Raw genomic sequence first — 18,289 nt, 5'->3', positions numbered from 1 at the left:
GTGATTTATTAATTTGAGTATTATAATGTAAAATTAAGCTCCATCCCAAAATAAGGAGCCGTTAGATTTTGCCTATATTGGGTAATGCCGTATGATTCGTAGTTCGGAGCGTATTTAAACAGACGGTTAACAAACATTGAAATCCGCATTTTGTTCTTAAATTCTTTCGTAGCCTTTAAGTTTACCTGAATATCGATGGGTACCGTGTATTTTCTAAAAGTACTTTCATGACGAGGAATATTCAACCATTGTAAGTCAGGATGCGATAGTTCTGCGTCCGTAAACGGGTGAAGTTCTTCTTGTATATCCATATAGGCTGTTGGTCTTCCTGAGTTAAAGTTTTGCTGTCTACTCGTGAACCAAAAGCTCTGAACAGAGCTAGAAAGTGTGAGACCCAATTTTGGCAGATAGCTGTCCACAATCAAATTCGTATTAAACTGCTGACGTACATTTCCTGCATCTTCTTCGTATATACCCACATATTGTCGCGTTTTTCCGTCCGTAACTACATTTTGTGTGATAACTTGATAAGAAGGTTGAGAACTGGCGTATGTTGATTTAAACCACGCTCCGCTCAACGTAAAGCGCGTATTGATACTCGATAAACGTTTGGTTGTAAATTGATATTCGATACCCTCTTTGTAAAGGGCGCTACCGTTTGAATTAACAGAATATCCTCTGAACTCCCTGGCTTCCTCATATTCAAAATCGCTAGTTTCAGGCGCTTGCGTTAGATTGCCGGCATCAATAGATGTATTGTCATAATCTTTATAATCTAGCACACGGTATCGTGATGAAGATCGGAAGCCTGAGCTCATTTTTTCATTGAAATAGGTGATGGCCAACCGGTTGCCGGCAAAATTGATATCACTATTAATTTCCCATTTCTTGTTAACGGCAGCTGCTAAGCCATAGTTAGTCGGGTCCGTAATGTAAGTCATTACGTTTGCTTTCCGGAACTCGGGGTTATTATGATAGAAATTAAGTTGGATAATATCTTCGTACACTGGATCTGGATACAAATGGTTTAATGTTGGCAGCTTGGTGTGAATTCCATATCCGCCTCCTAAGCCAATGGATAGTCTCTGTTGATTTATTTCCATTTGTGGAAGCGTCCACTTGATATTCAGCCGGGGATCCAAGTGTATTTTATTGGCAATAGAATATTGTTTATCCATGCTCAGCAAGCCCATTCCTCTTAACCCAGCTGATAGGTTGACGGTATGGTCACCGACATACATATGCATGACATCTTCGGCAAAGAAGGAGAGGTTATGCATGGCGGGAATAGAATTAAAAGCTCTCGGACGGGCAGTTTGATCTTGTCTTAAAGGAAAATCCAGGTCATAAACTTGTCCGTCACCGTTGTTCTTGCTGTAATTGGTTTCTGCGCCGACTTTAAACTGATGATTTATTTGTTTTGTGCGGAATTCGAAATCAGCTCTTGCCTTAACAAAGGCATTGAGGGGTTTGCCATCTACACGAAGTTCAGCAGCGTAACTTGGTGTTACATACCTTGCATCATGCGCTCCTTCCTCAAGTGAATTGATCAACACCGTGGCGGTTCTGGCCTGTGTCCATCTCACGAGGTCAACTAAGTCGTTCTGATAACTGAAGTTGGTAGACAGGTTTAATGACTTTAAAACTGACTTATTGGCAAATTTATAGGTAAACTGATTGCTCAGGGCGATGCGGTTATAGGTTGATTTGTAACTATCGGTAAGTGCATAACTGTTATCTGGATCGGTACGTTGATTGTCGATCGTAGTTCCATAATCAATGGAGGCGTTCCAGGTAAATTCACCTTGGTTGGTTTCCCACAACTTTTCTGTACGGATAGATCCGCTTAAGCGTTTAAAATTTTCATAATTGTCACGAGGATCCGATTTGGAATCTAAAAAGTCGATATCTGCGTTTAACGATAGGTTTTTTTCTGGGAAATAGAAACCTTTTCCCGCTGCCATTAATTTACTGAAACCGTCGGCCTTCATTCGAACAGAATAAGGGGTATTCCCTTTCTTACGGGTAATTTTAACTAATCCGCTGGTCAAGTCTCCATATTCTACGCTGGGAATCCCTCTGACAATTTCAACCGACTCGATTTGGTCAGTAGGAATGGATCGCATATCGACACCCTTGTTTGTTGAATTACGGGACCCGTGGGGATCTGTGGTGGTAAATCCTCTGGTTGTTTGCATATTGGCAGTTGTATTAATGGGGCTGCCGTCTATATAGAACGCTGTTCCGAGCGAACTGATATCATATCCCGCGCTAGCCTCTTCAACTTCCCTGAGCCGGATTTGATTCATGGTCGTCAGTTTAGGATCAATCGCCCTCCCACCGGGCAGTAGTTCCAATATATCGGTGAAGCTGGAAGGCTGAAGGTGCTCCATTGCTTTCCGGTCGATCGTTGAAGAACTCGTCAAGCCTTTAGATTCGGAGGCTGTGATGTAAACGTCGTCAAGAACACGCTGTGCGGGTTCGAGCGTGATATTTATTGTTGTGTCTTTATTGAGAGCAAGTTGAATATCTTTGGGTTGGAAGTGTATAGAAGAGATACTTAGCATATAGGAGCCGGCCGGTAAGTTTTCCAGTAAAAACCCACCCTTTTCATCGCTTATCGCCCGGTACTCTGCTGATTGGCTGTTTGCTGTAATTACTAAGAATGAGATTGGCTCATTGATACGACTATTTAATATCTTTCCCTGAACATTGAATGAGGGATATTGTGCAAACACGATATTCAACGAGAAGCAAGTGCCGATAATAGCTGACCATAGCCAAATAACTGATTTTCCGTACCTTCTTTTCACTGTGCAGCAGGTGTTCTTATTTAGACTGATTATACGCAGGCGCAAATGTACAGTATTTTAATTAAAGTTTGAGTTTCGCGGCGCTTTTAAATTGAGGGGTCGTGTTCCCAAAATATTCCAGAATCTAGGCTTAAAATTGTACTTTTAGATAAAATGAAGATACTTATAGTAGAAGATGAGCTTGAAATGGTTCGAAGTGTAAAGGAGTTTCTGCAAAGGGAAAACTTCTTGGTGGAAGAGGCATTGACTTATCATGCCGGTTTGGAAAAGGTGATGAGCTACGATTATGATTGTGTTCTATTGGATATCATGTTGCCAGGCGGTAATGGTCTGGATATTTTGAGGGAGCTTGAGAAAGAGGGAAGGAAACAACCTGTGCTGATCCTTTCTGCAAAAGGCGACGTGGAAGACAAGGTTCTCGGGCTGGAAATCGGGGCAGACGATTATTTGGCGAAACCTTTTCATCTGGCGGAATTGTTAGCGCGGATTAAATCGATCATTCGTAGAAATGTGCAACAAGGGGACAGGGTATTAACGTATAAAAACTTAACGCTGGCGCCAGATTCACGACAGGCGATGGTTGATGGAAAGGAAATATCGCTTAATAGGAAAGAGTATGATGTTCTTTATTATTTTTTGCTGAGACCAAATCGCTTGCTGGAAAAAACCTCGTTGGCTGAATCTGTTTGGGGCGACTATATCGACCAGTCTGATAACCTGGATTTTATTTACTCTCAGATAAAAAATTTGCGAAAAAAGCTGAAAAACTATGGTGCCGAAGCGGATATCCAAGCGGTCTACGGTGTTGGTTATAAATTAGTTTAAATGGCAATATCATTAAAAACCTATACAAACCGCTATCTTGTAATCGCTATCTTAGCGATTATGGCTATCTGGGCCTTGTTATTCTACGCGGTGTTGATGGACGAGGTATATGATAATATCGACGATGGCCTTAAGAATCAGAAAATCGAAATTATACGTGAAGCATATGCAGATCCTGATATTGTTAATACAACAACGTTTGGTATCAATCAGTTTCGTATAATTCCTGGTACTGCTGATGAGAATATCGATAAAAACTACTTTTACAACAAGGAGATGTATATGCCCTACGATGAGGAAGATGAACCTTACCGGATTCTTCGTACGGGTTTTTATACGAAAGATGGCAAACCCTATCAATTGGAAATACGGACGTCGACAGTTGAGGAGGATGATTTTCTGATTAACCTGGCATTCTCCCTCGCGGTATTATACGTCGTGATCGCGTTAAGCATCATTGTTATTAATTACGTTGGACTGACGAAGGCACTTCGGCCATTTAAGTTGATCATGAATGGGTTAGGAAATTATCGGTTTGGTGATAGTAAAAGTTTTATTCCAATAGAAAGTCAAGTAAAAGAATTTGACAATCTCAATAAACATATTGTACAGATGATTGATCAAAATGAGCAGATCTTTGAGCAGCAGAAGCGATTTATTGAGAATGCATCGCATGAACTTCAAACTCCGCTGGCGGTGACAGTCAGTAAATTGGATTTGCTGATGGACGATCAGCTGTTGCCGGAGGAGCCACTCTCTAAAATTGCGGAGGCTAAGCAGTCGCTTTTGCGTTTGGTGGGGTTGAACAAATCTTTACTTACCCTGTCCCGGATCGATAATAAGCAGTATCATGAAGAGGAAGTGGTTAACTTTTCTGAGTTAGTAATGGGGCTATTGGATGATTTTTCTGATTTGATCCAATTTCGGGAACTTCAGATTGAAGTGGAGGGCGACGGTCAGTTTGTGACAAAATACAATGGGGATTTGGCAAGTATTTTAATTTCCAATCTTTTACGAAATGCTATAAAATATAATACAAAAGGTGGAATATTACGTATCCGTCTACAGCGTGATCGTATCGAGATTGCCAATAGCAGTCTGGGAGAAGCTCTGAACCCGGATTATATATTTGAACGTTTCCATAAAGGGTCTCAGGACTCGCAGTCGAATGGTCTGGGGCTTTCCATTATACGATCTATCGTGGATAATTATCCGACAATTTCAGTTTCGTACACTTATGACGAAGATCTCCATGTGTTTTCGGTAAACAAAGCTTCCATTTAACTTGTTTTTCCTAATTGTTTCCCAAGTTGGATCTGATATTTGTATAAAGAATTTAAATAATAATGATATGAAAAAGCTTGTAACAGGAATTTTGATCATGGTAGTTGCCATGACGACGATGAGTGCTCAGGCACAGGAAGAAAAGGTTTTGACTTTTGATCAATTACCCCAAACTGCACAACAATTTATTAAGCAGCATTATAATGTAAAGTCCGTTTCTCACGTGATTATGGAAGATGAATTTTTTTCGTCGAAAGAGTACAAAGTGGCGTTGGCTGACGGTACGGAACTTGAATTCGACAGCAAAGGTCAATGGACAGAGGTAGATCCGGAAAAGGGAACTGTACCGAACGCAATTATACCCGGAAATATCCGTTCGTATATCAGCAAAAGTTTCCCTAATAACAAGGTTGAGCAGATATCGAGGTCTTCACGGAAATATGAGGTGGAATTGACCAGTGGCTTGGACTTGGAATTTGACCGCAAGGGTAAATTTTTGAGAATAGATGATTAAGAATTAGCATAGAAACCTCATTGCGATGTTTTGTTAAATCCTACACGATAACCCGTGTAGGATTTTTAATATCGGGAGATTAAGCAATTCTAATAATGACATTGCCCGTTTTCTGTCCGGTCTCTACATAACGGTGAGCTTCGACAATCTCGTCTAATGGATACTCTCTATCGATCACTGGTTTGAAATGGTTCTTCTTAGCCAGGTCCTGAAGGTAGAGGATGTCTTCCTTTTTTGCGGTGGGGATAGGGAATATAACTTTTTTCCCTTTCTTCAAGGGTGCAATCATGGCTAAAAAGATGTTTTCAGAATTTCTCCCCAGTTCTGTTGATACATAGATCCCTTTGGGTTTCATAAGCGGTTTGCACTGACGGAATGAGCTTTTTCCAACTGCATCAAAGACAAAATCAAAACGATGGGTTGTTTTTGTAAAATCTTGTGTCATGTAGTCGATGACTTCGTCGGCTCCTAATGTTTTAATCAATTCGACATTTTTTGTGTTGGCAACCGCTACGACGAAAGTACCCAGGTGTTTTAACAATTGAACTGCTGCAGAGCCGATAGCGCCGGTGGCTCCATAGACGAGAACTGTGTCTCCTGATTTAACCCGGGCTGCCCGGATGTTGCCTAATGCGTAATGGCTGCCTTCGGTGAGCGCCGCCCCTTCAGCGTAGCTGAGATTATCCGGGAGGTTAGTAACCGCCGCTGTGGCAGAAATTGTTTTGTACTCGGCATGACCACCAAAAGCATTGTCATCGTAGCCAAAAACATCATCCCCAATGTTAAACAGCGTAACATTTTCTCCAATAGCCTCTACCTTTCCCGCGAATTCGCAACCGAGGATTGCTTGTTTAGGCCTTAAAAGGCCGCTGAAAAGCCTGGATATGAAGTATTCTGCACTGCGAAAGCCGCAGTCAGTACGGTTTACTGAGGAAGCATATACTTTAATGAGTATCTCGTTTTCTTTCGGATGAGGTTTAGGTACTTCTTTTAAAGAAACTACCTCGGAACCCCCATAGCGAGTGTAAATGGCTGCTTTCATTTTAATTTCAGTTTTAGACGATGTTTACCTGCTTCTAATCTAACTGGTTTGCTATCTACAATGTTCTCAGGTGGGAAAAATGTAGCTGTGGAGTTTGGAGGTATCTGGACATCAAATGTAACGGTGCTTTTGTTTTTCTTCCAACTGGATATAATTGTGCCGTAGGGTGATTTGTGAGAGGCGGTCGACTGGCTCAGTCCTTTTGGGAATATCGGCTTCAAAAGAACATGTTTAAATCCTGGTTGCTCTGCATCTGGCAGAATCCCGCCTAGCGATTTGAAGAACCATCCTCCAATCTCTCCAAACATCATATGGTTGTCCGAAATGTCTCTTTCGGCTTCAAGATCCCAGTTCTCAAGCAAGGTGGTAGCTCCGTTCACCGCCCACCAACCCCATGAAGGGTAGGTATCCTGTACGGCGACTTTATAAGCACTTTCTCCATAGCCATTGTCTTTCAGTGCATTTAACAAGGCTTTGGCTCCCAGAACTCCTACATCCAGATGAAAATCAGTCTCTTCAACTTTTTGATTGAGGTTGGCCGCTACTTTCGCTTTCATGTTCTCAGGAACTACCCCCCAATGTAGCGGAACGCTAAGCTCAGTTTGTGTTCCGCTAGCATAGATGCCCGTTTCTTGATTTAGGAATTTATCGTTGATTGCCTGTTTAATCTTGTTTGCGAGCGAATTGTACTTCTGAAAATCGTCTTCCTTCCCGAATAGTTTTGCAGCAGAGGCTAGGATCTGTGCATCTACGTAGAAATAGACAGAGGATGTGAGCTCTAAATTGGACTGTGACTTTACGGGCACCCAGTCACCGCGGCCGAAAGTAGTCAGTCCGTTCGGGCTAATCTGATTTACATAATCTACATAACGCTTTATGTTTTCGTAGGTGTCGGCGAGTAGTCTGCTGTCGCCGTAAAACATGTATACCTCCCAGGGGATAATAGCGATGGTACTGGTCCAGTCTAACCCATTGGCTGTTCCATAGCCCCAACCGCCGGTGGGGATGATATCGGGCAATACACCGTTGGGTTGCTGCTCGTCGCGATGATCGGCAAGCCACTTTTCATATACGCTGATCCCATCAAAATTATACAAAGCTGTTTCGATGGCGAGGTGGCCGTCGCCTGTCCAGCCATTTTTCTCTCGCTGCGGACAATCGGTTGGGTAGCCCATCAGGTTTGATAGATACGCATTGTTCGTTATGCGCCAAAGGTCATTAACCAATGTCGAAGACGTCTTAATTTCACCAACAGGTTCTACATCGCTATGTATAAAATAGGCTTTCAGGTTGTTTTCGTCGAGTGAAACGGGCTTGCTACTCGTTATTTCTACATAACGGAATCCCTTATAGTTAAACTTAGCTGCGAACTCATCCTCTTTTTTACCGCTGAGGATGAGGATGTCCGTCTGGAATGGGTCGGTTTCCTTATTTCCACGGTAATATACGTCGATATTGGACATGTCCAGACGTCCATTATCATAAAGACGTTCGCCATGCTTGATTTTAAGAACCGTTCCTTCCGGGCCTTTGACTTTGAGCTGTGTTACACCTGCCATGTTTTGACCCATATCAAAGACATAGGTTGTGTCGTCAAACTTCTTTACAGATTGTGGGGAATATGATTTTACGAAGCGAATAGGTACCGTTTGCTGAGATACGATATGCGATGAGGGCGCACTTCGATAGCGAACGCCGTCCCATTTAGAATCGTCAAAGCCAGCTTTATTCCAACCTGTTTGCTCCAGACGGGCGTCATAATGTTCGCCTGTATAGATGCTGTTAGAGATAATAGGGCCGGATGAAGTCTTCCAGTTGTTGTCAGATACAATTGTCTCTTCGGTGCCATCCGTGTATACAATGCGAAGGTCTAAGCAGAAAGTTGGTCTCGCCCGCCAGGGGGCGTTGTGAAAGTTCCAAACGGCCAGTGATTGGTGATTGTACCAACCGTTACCCAGGGTTACGCCAATAGCATTCTCACCGGATTGTAGCATTTCAGTCACATCGTGCGTGACATATAATGTTCGTCTATCGAAGCGAGTATACATCGGGTCAAGCCGATGGTCGCTGACCCTTCCACCATTCAAAGTCAGCTCATACAAGCCCGCAACAGCGATGTAAGCTCGTGCATATTTAATTTTCTTAGCTACTGTAAATTCTTTCCGAAAATAAGGCGCTTCTTTATGGTGGATATCATGATGGTCACTGATCCACGAGCCTTTCCACCTGCTATTTCCCATCATGCCAGTTTCAAAGCTAGCAGCATGGGAAGCGTGTGATTTCCCGTTTTGGTCCCATGTCACGACTTTCCAGAAATATCGGGTCAGCGGTGCTAGATCTTGACCGGCATAGGATACAAGTATGTCTGCGCTGCTTTGTTTTCCGGTATTCCACATATTTCCCTTGTCGTTAACGATACCCATGGAGTCAGTTCCCACGAATATTTGATAGGCTGTTTGCAATGCTCCTTGTCGGTCGTCCTGTAAGCGCCACATGAGCCGAGGGTTTTCAATGTCGACTCCTAAGGGGTTTTCTAAATGTTCAACTTTTAATTGGGTGGGGATACCGTTTGTAGTGGAATCTTGACCATGAGTTCCTGTGGATATCAAGAGGGCGATGAACAGTAAATACTTTCCCATAGTTTATATAGTAAATAGCTAAAAGGGTTTAGTTGTATTCCCAAATGTATTTAATATTTCTGGTAGAATTATAAGGATGCTCATATCCATTCCCAATTGTTTCCTAAATTGTATATCATCTTTGAGCTAACAATATACATAGAAAGATGAAAAAAGTATCTAGTTTGCTGCTGGCATTGGTGATGGTAGTAGCTTTATCTTCTTGCGAAAAAGAAGAAGTTGTTGGTATCGAAGAAATACCTTCTGTAGGTCAAGCCTTTTTAGACGAACATTTTGGAGATCAAACAGTCGTCTCGGTAAAAAGGGAGAAGGAATCTTCAGAAGGTGGTGAGTATGAAGTTCGATTGGATAACGGAGTAACCGTCAAGTTCGATAAGGGCGGAAATTGGGAGGATGTAGATGCTCCGGTTAATGGATCGTTGCCCACAACGTTTATCCTAACACCTATTGTTGATTACGTAGAAGCCGAATACCCCAACGTGGGGATCAACGGGATTGACAAGGAACGTCAGGGTTTTGATGTTGAGTTAACGAATGGTGTTGATCTGGTCTTTGATACAGAGGGAAATTTTGTACGAATCGATCCTTAAAAGGTGAATTTCTTTGATTGCGAAGCATTTTAAGGATGCTTCTGACTTCCCACTTCTCCTGACCTATGGCAAGATTATTGTAAGGGTTAGTGTATAGATTTGATAAGTAAATAGCAAACCTTATGGCTCCGCAACCATCGAAGATCTGGGCAGATTATCCGATCAAAGATATTCATAAGTCCAAAGAATTCTATACAAAGCTTGGATTCACAGTTAACGAAAGCGTACACGACGGCGACAGTTTCCTCTCGCTCAACATCGGGGATTCCGGTTTTATTCTGAACCTGTTCCAAACGTCCCGCTTTGAAAAGGCCGTAAAGACCAAAGTAGCTGATCAGGGCAACGAAGTGAACTTCAGTATCTCCGCAGAAAGTAAGGAGGAAGTGTTGGAATGGGAGAAAGCACTCGACAGCATTGGTGCCGACATCATTAGCCGTCCCGAACAGATGAAAGAAGGCTGGTGGGTCATGCGCTTTGCGGATCCCGACGGACACAGGTGGGTCGTATTGAACATGTGAAACACATAAGAAATGAAGACAAAAACGATCAATCAGGAGGTCAAGATCAATGCAAGTGCGGAAAAGGTCTAGTAAAGGAATTGGCAGAAGCGTAACTGCCACTTTTTCTTTTTCCAGGAGCTATCTGGAACAAAAAAACGCCTTAACGATACTGCTAAGGCGTTTAATGGTTGTGCGTCCTATTATAAAAGTAGCCCTGACGGGAATCGAACCCATATCTAAAGTTTAGGAAACTTCTATTCTATCCGTTGAACTACAGGGCCTCGTTTTAATTCACAAAAATAGCATTTCAAATAGGATTTTTTGAGTAAAATAGGATATAAATGTATTTTTTCATGTCATTAAATACGTTAATATCATGGCTGTGTCATTATAGATTTTGCCTATAGTGTATCAGCTTAAAAGATAATTTTGTCCCTTTTTATTTTCTATATTTGCACCATCAAAAAAGGAACAAATTAAATTACAAATTATTATGAGCTTAGTAGGAAAAAAATTCCCTAATATTACGGTAGATGCCATGGATCACATGGGCGATGACCTAAAGATCAACATTTTTCAAGAAGCGACTTCAAAGGGAAAGAAAGTATTATTGTTTTGGTATCCGAAGGATTTTACTTTTGTTTGTCCAACTGAATTGCATGCATTCCAAGAAGCATTGCCTGAATTTGAAAAGCGCAACACGATAGTTGTTGGTGCATCTTGCGATACCAACGAAGTTCACTTTGCTTGGTTAAACACGGAAAAAGATAATGGCGGAATTGAAGGTGTAACGTATCCGATTTTAGCGGACACTACACGTAACTTGGCAAATGTATTAGGCATTCTTGATGTACAGAATGCTGAGTATGATGAGCAGTTGGATTCATTGATCATTGAAGGATCAAACGTAACGTTCCGCGCGACTTATCTAATTGATGAAGATGGTAAGGTATTCCACGAGAGTGTAAACGATATGCCGCTTGGTCGTAACGTTAAAGAATACATTCGTCTGATTGATGCTTATGCACACGTACAAAAGTTTGGTGAGGTTTGTCCTGCAAACTGGGAAGAAGGAAAAGAGGCTATGAACGCAAACCGTGACGGTGTTGCAAGTTACTTAGCTGCACATTAAAATAAGATTATGTTAGTAGAATTAGATAATGATAATTTAGCAGAGATCGTAGGTGGAGAGGATGTAGTATTGGTACAATACTCAGCTTCTTGGTGCGGGAACTGTAGAATTATGAAACCAAAGTTTAAAAAATTAGCTGGTGAGAATGAGGGAATGAAATTCGTTATTGCGGATGCAGAGAAGTTCCCAGAATCTAGAAAATTGGCTGATGTGAGTAATTTGCCGACTTTCGCAGCCTTTAAAGGTGGAAAGCTGGTGAATCAGATTCAGACAAATAAGTTGGATCCATTAACACAATTAGTGAATGAAGTTACCAGTAATTAAGCATCTGACTCAATTTATTGAGGAGAATGATGAAGATTTTGTGATAGAGACGATCGAAACCCTGGAATCATTAACAGAGGCACCCGGATTGAAGGATGATGAGATTGATGTGATTGGTGAATTAATCTCTAATATGTATGGTGCTGTTGAAGTAAACAAGTTGATTAAAGAAGAAGGTTTGGACAAGAAAGAAGCGCTTAACAGCTTTATGAAGCGTGTCTTAGGCTCTATAGACAAATAAATTTTCTTTCGAATGAAAGGGGTTATCAACATTAAAATGTTGATAACCCCTTTTTTGTTGAAAAGTTGGCTGTGTTTACGATGTAAATTTTCTGTAATTTTATAATTGTTATAGGATAAGCTTAGAGCTTGGTAGCTGAACGTTAAAGCTTTAAGGGAACCGAAAAAATTTTAATTGTTGATTTTTTAGAAGGAGGAGGCTTTAGGGGGCTTCCTCCTTCTTTTTTACTCGAGGCTAAAAGAAAATTTACCAATAGTCAGAATACTCGGCGTAAAAAACCATATTTGTATATGAATCATGGTTGTTTGTATCTAATACCCGTTCCATTGGGGGCTGATAGTGCTAATGCGTCTTTTACAACATTTCTTCAAGAAACAATTAATCAGATCGACGAATATATTGTAGAGAATGAAAAAACTGCACGCAAGTTTCTTAAACAGGCAGGGCTGAAAATTCCGCAAAGTGAATTGACCATCCATGATTATGGAAAGCATAAGCGATCAACGACTTCTACCAAAGATTATTTTAAAGGCTTATTGGCGGGAAAGGATGTGGGTTTAATGAGTGAGGCTGGCTGTCCGGGAATTGCGGACCCCGGTGCTGACATCATCGCATATGCGCACAAGCTAGGGATAAAGGTTGTACCCTTGGTGGGACCGAGCTCTATTATGCTGGCATTAATGGCTTCTGGCTTTAATGGGCAACGATTCACCTTTCATGGATATTTGCCAATTGATAAAGAGCAACGACGAAGACAGTTGCTCGCTGCGGAACAGAATGCTGCCAGATATCAGGAAACACAGATATTTATCGAAACTCCTTTTCGTAATAATGCTTTGTTGGAAAATATTTTGAAAATATGTAATGACCAAACAAAATTGTGTGTTGCATGTAATTTAACTGCAGAAGACGAATTGATCATTAGCGACACGGTGAAAGAATGGAAGAAAAGAAAAGTGGATTTTCATAAGAAGCCTGCGATCTTTTTACTTTATCGATGAAGTTTAACACAAAAAATGTTGATATCATTATCGTCGGAGCCTCTGCGGCGAGTATGGTGTTGGCTGCACAATTATTGAAATACGGGATTGAGCCGATGGTTGTTGACCACCGAAAAGGTATGTCAGATACTGAAAGCCTGATAACGTTGGATCGATTGTCACTCGACATGTTAGGGAGGCTCGGACTAATGGATACGCTTCTTCCGCTGGGAAGCGTGTGTAAAGGACTGACAGTTCAATTCGCCGATCAGGTATTGAAACAAATAGATTTGACTCACGATGAACATCTGTCGGCTTATCATTACTTTTTAAATATCGAACAGGGCAAAGTCGACAAAGCCTTGCTGCAATATTTGGGCTCGAAGGCATGTCCCGTATATTGGGACTCAAGAATAAAGGATATTTACCAAGATGATTCAGGCGTGAGGGTGGTGATGGAACAGGATCAATCATCACATGATATAAAATCGAAGTGGGTTGTGTTTTCTGATTGTGAAAATGATCATATTCTGACGCGATTGGGCTTCGATCATAAAAGTTGGGTTATTCCCCAACAGTTGTACTGTTCCAAAATAGAGCCTAATGAACTTGTTGATTGTGATCAGCGTCTTGTAATGATGAGTGACGGTTTTATGTTCGCTAAGTCGGATGAGCGGACAAATCGATACCATTTATTAAGCTCGACGAAAAGTGATGGCTCATCGAGCAAAAATGTGATTGGCTCAGTTGCACTCAATTATCTTCAACAGCGGTGTATTTCCTTCGGGAGGTTGAACGTCGACGGTTTGTTCTTGTTAGATTCGATAATAAACCTGCATTTTCAAGATGCAGCCAATTTGAGCTGGAAATTGGCTTTTATTATATCGGAGAAGATGAATAAAACTATGCTCAGTTCATATGAAGTAGAGCGTAAATTTCTAGCAATGAGGGTTTATAGGAAATCTTACTGGTTGTTGAATGTTCTGTTATATAAAGGTAGGTTATTTTCAAAACTTCGGCAGCAATTAGCGTTAAAAAGTCTTGATAATATTCTCTTCACTGAGTACAATTATCGTAGAAGTGAACTGTCTTTACATCATTCATTGTCTAAAAAAATTGTTGCTGGCGATCGACTACCGAATTTTACGGTATATGACGAAAAGAGTGGTGTAGACACTAGTTTACATGAATGGGTTAAAAAGTCCGGTTTCGTTCTCTTGCTCTTAGGTAGTTTATCAAGTTATTTGCGGTTTAATATTGGTCAAGGGATCAAGAAAAAATATACTTCCTATATGCATGTTTACTATTTGCCTTATTCCAGTAAAAACGAACATGTGTTTAAGGCATTTGAGATGAAAGCGGAACAGCATAAAATGATTCTCATTAGACCCGACGGATATATTGGATTTATAAATGATGTGTTAAACGCATCGCTGGTAGATACCTATATGGAGGAGCTAATGAAATGGCGATATTAATGGTACAGTCCTTTGCTGTCAATAAAATTGGCAACCGCGTCCGGTATGAAGAACTTTACGCTTTTATCATTAGCGATAGATTTTCGGATAAAGGTTGAAGACAACTCCATTAATGGTGTGTCAGTTATGGTGATCGAGGGGTGCATAGACATCTCTTCATCCTGGTATCCGGGACGTGGATACACGAATATCTTATAGTCGCGGAGGATGACTTCATAGTTTTTCCACTTCTTGAGGCTTACCAAGTTGTCTGAACCCATGATTAAGATAAACTCTTTAGATGGATACCGCTCTTGAAGATGGATAAGGGTGTCAATTGTATAAGACGGTTGGTTCAACCTAAACTCGATATCGCTGCTCTTGATGTTCTCAGTATCCTGTATTGCCAAATTGACCATCTCAAGTCGATCGTACATATTGGCCAAATTGCTTTTTTTCTTTAATGGATTATGAGGTGAGACCATCAACCATACTTCATCTAAATCAGTATGATTCGCCATGTAATTTGCGATGATTAAGTGACCAATATGGATCGGGTTAAATGAGCCAAAAAATAGACCTATTTTATTCATATTGATGAGTTGTGACCCGAAAGAAAATCGTCAATTAACTGTTCGGCTTTTATACACGCTTCTGTTAGGTCGTCGTTCTCTAAGATAACGTCAAACTGACCCGCATATTCTAATTCTTTTTTTGCTTTTCCAATTCGCTCATTGAGTTTGTCAATTGTGTCTGTACCACGACCGTACAGTCGCTCAGAAAGCACTTCTAACGATGGAGGTCGTACGAATATGGCTAATGCCTGATCTTTGAATTTGTCTTTTAAGTGCAAGCCGCCTATAACATCAATATCAAAAATAACAGCCTTGTTCTCTCCCCATATTCTTTCTATTTCTGACCGAAGAGTACCATAATAGGTTCCTGAGTAGACTTCCTCAAATTCAACAAACTCCTTCTGAGCTATTCTATGAAGAAAATCTTCTTGAGTAATGAAATAGTAGTCTTTACCATGAATTTCATTTTCCCGTGGCTGACGTGTACAGGCAGAGATGGAGAATGCTAGTTTATCGTTATACTTTGAGAGTAAATGTCTGACAATTGTTGTTTTTCCAGCACCTGATGGCGCGGAAAAAATAATTAACTTTCCAACCATTTTATAAAACATTCAAGAGTTGCTCCTTAATTTTTTCTAATTCTTCTTTCATTCTGACAACGATCTGCTGAATCTCGGCATGATTGGCTTTTGAACCTAAGGTGTTGATTTCGCGACCCATCTCTTGCGAAATAAAGCTAAGCTTTTTGCCGTTTGCATCTCTACTTTCGAGAGCCTTGCTGAAGTAATTACAATGGCTCCGTAACCGTACCTTTTCTTCGGTGATATCTAGTTTATCGATGTAATAGATAAGCTCTTGCTCAAAGCGGTTTTTGTCGACATTCTCTTTACCGACTGTCTCGTCAAGGTAATTGATTATTCGTTCCCTGATCATCGGGATCCGACTGGTCTCTTTTGTTTCAATTTCCGTTAGAAGGGTGACGATCTTGGTAGCACGCATGGCTAAATCTGCGCGTAAAACTTCTCCTTCGTCTTTCCTGAATTGATCAAACTTATGTATTGCATCAATGAAAACACCATAAATTGCGTTCCAAGCATTTTCATCAGCTTTCTCTTCGCTATGGCCAATTACTTCAGGTAGTGTTAATACCATCGATAACAGGTTTTCTTTAGAAGCGCCAACATTATCCGCTATTTCCTTTAATTCATTATAATAGAATTTTACTAAAGGTTTATTGATAGTAGCAGCATTCATGACTGGATCGTCATGTTCAGCGGTAATCGTTATATTGATTTTTCCACGTTCCAGCAGTCGGGAACATTCGTTTCTCAAAAAGAGCTCTTTGTCAGAAAATATTTTTGGTATTTTCAGGTTTAACTCTAAGAATTTGGAATTCAGAGATTTTATTTCAACGATGTAATGTCCGTATTCGGTATCGGCGTTGGCAATACCATAGCCAGTCATTGATTTGATCATTCGCAAAGATAATGTAAATTCTTTTAACATTTTTTAGCATACTCTTTGTACCCTTTTCTTTATGTTTACATGATTCTAATGTGTCATGAACAGATTATTAAAAATTGTACTCTTGTTTTTCATATCGCTGCCTATGGTAGGTCTGGGACAGCAGACGGTTCGCGGTGTCGTATTAAACTCGTCTAACGAAACACGGGTTGGCGACGTAGAAATACGGAATTTAAGAACTCATGACCGCTTTGTTTCCAATACACTTGGACTGTTTAATTTGGTCGCTGAACTAGGAGATACATTGCGAGTGTTCAAGGAGGGCTACAATGAGCAAAACTTGATACTCTCGTCCACGGAAGACATGATTATTAGACTTCGTCCGTTATCAACACAACTACGGACGGTCAATGTCTTTGGGCAAACAAAGGAACAGCGGATGGAAGAAGTTATCGAGCAATATAGAAAACAAGGCAGCTATTTTGATGGGAAGCCACCCGTGCTTGCTTATATATTCAATCCCATTTCTGCATTAAGTGAGACTTTCGGCAAAACTGGGAGAAGATCCCGAAGGTTTCAAGAGTATATGAGTTATGAACAGGATCAATTAGTAGTTGACCGAAAATTCAATAAACCGCTGATCAAGTCGTTAACCCACTTGGAAGGCGAAGACTTGGAAAACTTTGTTATTATTTATCGACCCTCATTTGAACGCGCTCGCAAATGGAATCAATACGATGCAACTAACTATGTTATGGAAGCCTTTAAGCAATTCGAAAAAAACGGTAGACCCGCAGCTCCTAAATTGCCTGAGTTTAAGGCGCCCGACTTGAGTGAATCGCTAAGGTGACAATAATTTAATCTGGAACAGTGTGTTCCATTTTTTTCCGGTAACAAATATCCGGTTATTCTCACGATCATAAGCAATGCCGTTAAGAACGTCGGTGTCGAGTTTACGGTCTTTTTGCGGAAGTAAACCTATTAAATTAAGCTCACCTTCGACAATGCCGGTCACAGGATCAATAATCGCAATTTTATCTGTTAAATAGATATTGGCATAGATCTTCCCATTGATATACTCAAGTTCGTTAAGATTGTCAACGGGACCATTATGGTTATAAACATCGATGTATCGGCCGGTTTCTGCATAAGTGTCTTTATCTAGGAAATAGAGACGGTTAGACCCGTCAGACTTAATAAGTTTTTCTCCGTCATAGCATATGCCCCAACCTTCGCGACTTGCTTGATAGTTGAACTCTTTGACTTTTTCGAAGGATGATTTATCGTATACTAGCCCAATGCCCTCTCGCCACGTAAGCTGGATAATACGATTATCTATAATAGTTAGGCCTTCTCCAAACTGAGTCTGTGGAAGGTCGACTTTCTGAATAACGTTCCCGGTAGCAAGATCTACTTTGCGAAGACTAGAATGGCCATATTCTCCCGTGCTCTCATATAGAAAGCCGTTCTGATATTCAAGCCCTTGTGTATAAGCCTCATCATCATGCGGAAACGTGTTTACGACAGAGAAGCTAAATTGCTCAGGAGCCTGCTGTGGTAAAAGAGTGACCGAGACCTTCCTTTCGGTTAATTCGCCATTCTGATAATGCTTCGCAACGAGCTGCTGAGGGCCAATGCGTAAATTGCTACTGTCAAAAAAGACTGGTTCGTTCCCGTTGCTTCTTTCAATCAGGCTGTCATTAACATAATAAACTATAGAATCGGTCTGTTCTGTTTCTGGTATATTCAGCTGTAATTTAATAGTATCCCCCATTCGGATATTCCCGGGCTCTGGGCTGAGGAACGTAATACGGGAAGCTTTCTTTTGGCTGTTGCATCCTACCGAAACGATAATAAACAAGCTGATTACAGAAAGGAATAAATTTCTCATACGATTTCAATATTTCGC

18 protein-coding genes and 1 tRNA gene are annotated in these 18,289 nt (G+C 40.9%); 11 read left to right on the top strand and 8 right to left on the bottom strand.

Translation table 11 applies throughout. The features are described from left to right. Positions 1-20 precede the first annotated feature (20 nt). A complete protein-coding gene (locus WKR92_RS06435; RefSeq protein WP_375556999.1) occupies positions 21-2,813 on the bottom strand; it encodes a TonB-dependent receptor in 2,793 nt (930 codons plus the stop codon). A 153-nt stretch (positions 2,814-2,966) separates the two neighbouring features. Between WKR92_RS06435 and WKR92_RS06430 the strand changes: the two genes are divergently transcribed. The 3 genes from WKR92_RS06430 (at position 2,967) to WKR92_RS06420 (ending at position 5,436) form a co-directional block, all read left to right on the top strand. Further along, positions 2,967-3,638 (top strand): response regulator transcription factor, encoded by a 672-nt coding sequence (locus WKR92_RS06430; RefSeq protein WP_375556998.1) that lies wholly within the window; start codon positions 2,967-2,969, stop codon positions 3,636-3,638. Beyond that, a complete protein-coding gene (locus WKR92_RS06425) occupies positions 3,639-4,922 on the top strand; it encodes a sensor histidine kinase (RefSeq protein WP_375556997.1) in 1,284 nt (427 codons plus the stop codon). Between the two features lie 67 nt (positions 4,923-4,989). Further along, on the top strand, positions 4,990-5,436 hold the full coding sequence (locus tag WKR92_RS06420) for a PepSY-like domain-containing protein (protein WP_375556996.1): 447 nt from the start codon (positions 4,990-4,992) through the stop codon (positions 5,434-5,436). A 79-nt stretch (positions 5,437-5,515) separates the two neighbouring features. Here the strand turns inward: WKR92_RS06420 and WKR92_RS06415 are convergent, their stop codons facing one another. Together WKR92_RS06415 and WKR92_RS06410 are read right to left on the bottom strand one after the other, a co-directional pair. After that, on the bottom strand, positions 5,516-6,478 hold the full coding sequence (locus WKR92_RS06415; protein WP_375556995.1) for an NAD(P)-dependent alcohol dehydrogenase: 963 nt from the start codon (positions 6,476-6,478) through the stop codon (positions 5,516-5,518). Continuing rightward, positions 6,475-9,117, bottom strand: coding sequence for an alpha-L-rhamnosidase (locus WKR92_RS06410; RefSeq protein WP_375556994.1), 2,643 nt, complete (start codon positions 9,115-9,117; stop codon positions 6,475-6,477). Before WKR92_RS06410 ends, WKR92_RS06415 begins: the two co-directional genes overlap by 4 nt. A 146-nt stretch (positions 9,118-9,263) precedes the next feature. Here WKR92_RS06410 and WKR92_RS06405 point away from each other — a divergent pair, with 146 nt between their 5' ends. Then, the gene (locus WKR92_RS06405) at positions 9,264-9,707 is read left to right on the top strand and encodes a PepSY-like domain-containing protein (protein ID WP_375556993.1); all 444 of its coding nucleotides are present in this window, start codon (positions 9,264-9,266) and stop codon (positions 9,705-9,707) included. A gap of 122 nt (positions 9,708-9,829) precedes the next feature. Then, positions 9,830-10,225, top strand: a complete 396-nt coding sequence (locus WKR92_RS06400; RefSeq protein ID WP_375556992.1) for a VOC family protein — start codon at positions 9,830-9,832, stop codon at positions 10,223-10,225. Positions 10,226-10,416: 191 nt separating this feature from the next. On the opposite strand, the gene WKR92_RS06395 is transcribed toward WKR92_RS06400, so the two are convergent. After that, positions 10,417-10,488: transfer RNA gene (locus tag WKR92_RS06395), tRNA-Arg, on the bottom strand. 212 nt (positions 10,489-10,700) lie between these two features. On the opposite strand from WKR92_RS06395, the gene WKR92_RS06390 reads away from it, so the two are divergent. From WKR92_RS06390 to WKR92_RS06370, 5 genes are all read left to right on the top strand, one after another. Beyond that, a complete protein-coding gene (locus WKR92_RS06390) occupies positions 10,701-11,339 on the top strand; it encodes a peroxiredoxin (protein ID WP_375556991.1) in 639 nt (212 codons plus the stop codon). A 9-nt stretch (positions 11,340-11,348) separates the two neighbouring features. After that, positions 11,349-11,663 carry a thioredoxin family protein gene (locus WKR92_RS06385; protein WP_375556990.1) on the top strand — a complete coding sequence of 105 codons (315 nt, stop codon included), beginning with the start codon at positions 11,349-11,351 and terminating at the stop codon, positions 11,661-11,663. After that, positions 11,644-11,904 carry a DUF6952 family protein gene (locus tag WKR92_RS06380; RefSeq protein WP_375556989.1) on the top strand — a complete coding sequence of 87 codons (261 nt, stop codon included), beginning with the start codon at positions 11,644-11,646 and terminating at the stop codon, positions 11,902-11,904. The genes WKR92_RS06385 and WKR92_RS06380 overlap by 20 nt, the downstream gene beginning before the upstream one ends. A 290-nt stretch (positions 11,905-12,194) precedes the next feature. Further along, positions 12,195-12,905 carry an SAM-dependent methyltransferase gene (locus WKR92_RS06375; RefSeq protein WP_375556988.1) on the top strand — a complete coding sequence of 237 codons (711 nt, stop codon included), beginning with the start codon at positions 12,195-12,197 and terminating at the stop codon, positions 12,903-12,905. Further along, positions 12,902-14,362, top strand: coding sequence for an FAD-dependent oxidoreductase (locus WKR92_RS06370; RefSeq protein WP_375556987.1), 1,461 nt, complete (start codon positions 12,902-12,904; stop codon positions 14,360-14,362). Before WKR92_RS06375 ends, WKR92_RS06370 begins: the two co-directional genes overlap by 4 nt. On the opposite strand, the gene nadD is transcribed toward WKR92_RS06370, so the two are convergent. Genes nadD through WKR92_RS06355 form a run of 3 tightly spaced genes read right to left on the bottom strand, consistent with a single transcriptional unit; the run spans position 14,359 to position 16,380 of the window. Continuing rightward, complete coding sequence (gene nadD / locus WKR92_RS06365; RefSeq protein WP_375556986.1) at positions 14,359-14,934, bottom strand: nicotinate (nicotinamide) nucleotide adenylyltransferase; 576 nt, start codon at positions 14,932-14,934, stop codon at positions 14,359-14,361. The genes WKR92_RS06370 and nadD overlap by 4 nt on opposite strands. Beyond that, positions 14,931-15,515: a guanylate kinase gene (gene gmk / locus WKR92_RS06360; RefSeq protein WP_375556985.1), complete on the bottom strand. Its 585-nt coding sequence runs from the start codon at positions 15,513-15,515 to the stop codon at positions 14,931-14,933. Before gmk ends, nadD begins: the two co-directional genes overlap by 4 nt. Before the next feature lies 1 nt (position 15,516). Further along, a complete protein-coding gene (locus WKR92_RS06355; RefSeq protein WP_375557961.1) occupies positions 15,517-16,380 on the bottom strand; it encodes a YicC/YloC family endoribonuclease in 864 nt (287 codons plus the stop codon). 97 nt (positions 16,381-16,477) lie between these two features. On the opposite strand from WKR92_RS06355, the gene WKR92_RS06350 reads away from it, so the two are divergent. After that, positions 16,478-17,230: a hypothetical protein gene (locus tag WKR92_RS06350; protein WP_375556984.1), complete on the top strand. Its 753-nt coding sequence runs from the start codon at positions 16,478-16,480 to the stop codon at positions 17,228-17,230. On the opposite strand, the gene WKR92_RS06345 is transcribed toward WKR92_RS06350, so the two are convergent. Beyond that, entirely contained in the window at positions 17,222-18,271 is a 1,050-nt protein-coding gene (locus WKR92_RS06345) for a glutaminyl-peptide cyclotransferase (RefSeq protein WP_375556983.1), read from the bottom strand. The two genes, WKR92_RS06350 and WKR92_RS06345, sit on opposite strands and share 9 nt — an antisense overlap. Positions 18,272-18,289: the final 18 nt, after the last annotated feature.

This window comes from Albibacterium profundi, from assembly GCF_042159835.1.
Classification (GTDB): domain Bacteria; phylum Bacteroidota; class Bacteroidia; order Sphingobacteriales; family Sphingobacteriaceae; genus Albibacterium; species Albibacterium profundi.
This window is presented reverse-complemented; position numbering and strand designations above follow the sequence as displayed.

Coding starts and splice junctions, on each gene's coding strand:
- WKR92_RS06430 (WP_375556998.1), top strand. CDS start 2,967: ATGAAGATACTTATAGTAGAAGATGAGCTTGAAATGGTTCGAAGTGTA.
- WKR92_RS06425 (WP_375556997.1), top strand. CDS start 3,639: ATGGCAATATCATTAAAAACCTATACAAACCGCTATCTTGTAATCGCT.
- WKR92_RS06420 (WP_375556996.1), top strand. CDS start 4,990: ATGAAAAAGCTTGTAACAGGAATTTTGATCATGGTAGTTGCCATGACG.
- WKR92_RS06415 (WP_375556995.1), bottom strand. CDS start 6,478: ATGAAAGCAGCCATTTACACTCGCTATGGGGGTTCCGAGGTAGTTTCT.
- WKR92_RS06410 (WP_375556994.1), bottom strand. CDS start 9,117: ATGGGAAAGTATTTACTGTTCATCGCCCTCTTGATATCCACAGGAACT.
- WKR92_RS06405 (WP_375556993.1), top strand. CDS start 9,264: ATGAAAAAAGTATCTAGTTTGCTGCTGGCATTGGTGATGGTAGTAGCT.
- WKR92_RS06400 (WP_375556992.1), top strand. CDS start 9,830: ATGGCTCCGCAACCATCGAAGATCTGGGCAGATTATCCGATCAAAGAT.
- WKR92_RS06390 (WP_375556991.1), top strand. CDS start 10,701: ATGAGCTTAGTAGGAAAAAAATTCCCTAATATTACGGTAGATGCCATG.
- WKR92_RS06385 (WP_375556990.1), top strand. CDS start 11,349: ATGTTAGTAGAATTAGATAATGATAATTTAGCAGAGATCGTAGGTGGA.
- WKR92_RS06380 (WP_375556989.1), top strand. CDS start 11,644: ATGAAGTTACCAGTAATTAAGCATCTGACTCAATTTATTGAGGAGAAT.
- WKR92_RS06375 (WP_375556988.1), top strand. CDS start 12,195: ATGAATCATGGTTGTTTGTATCTAATACCCGTTCCATTGGGGGCTGAT.
- WKR92_RS06370 (WP_375556987.1), top strand. CDS start 12,902: ATGAAGTTTAACACAAAAAATGTTGATATCATTATCGTCGGAGCCTCT.
- nadD (WP_375556986.1), bottom strand. CDS start 14,934: ATGAATAAAATAGGTCTATTTTTTGGCTCATTTAACCCGATCCATATT.
- gmk (WP_375556985.1), bottom strand. CDS start 15,515: ATGGTTGGAAAGTTAATTATTTTTTCCGCGCCATCAGGTGCTGGAAAA.
- WKR92_RS06355 (WP_375557961.1), bottom strand. CDS start 16,380: ATGACTGGCTATGGTATTGCCAACGCCGATACCGAATACGGACATTAC.
- WKR92_RS06350 (WP_375556984.1), top strand. CDS start 16,478: ATGAACAGATTATTAAAAATTGTACTCTTGTTTTTCATATCGCTGCCT.
- WKR92_RS06345 (WP_375556983.1), bottom strand. CDS start 18,271: ATGAGAAATTTATTCCTTTCTGTAATCAGCTTGTTTATTATCGTTTCG.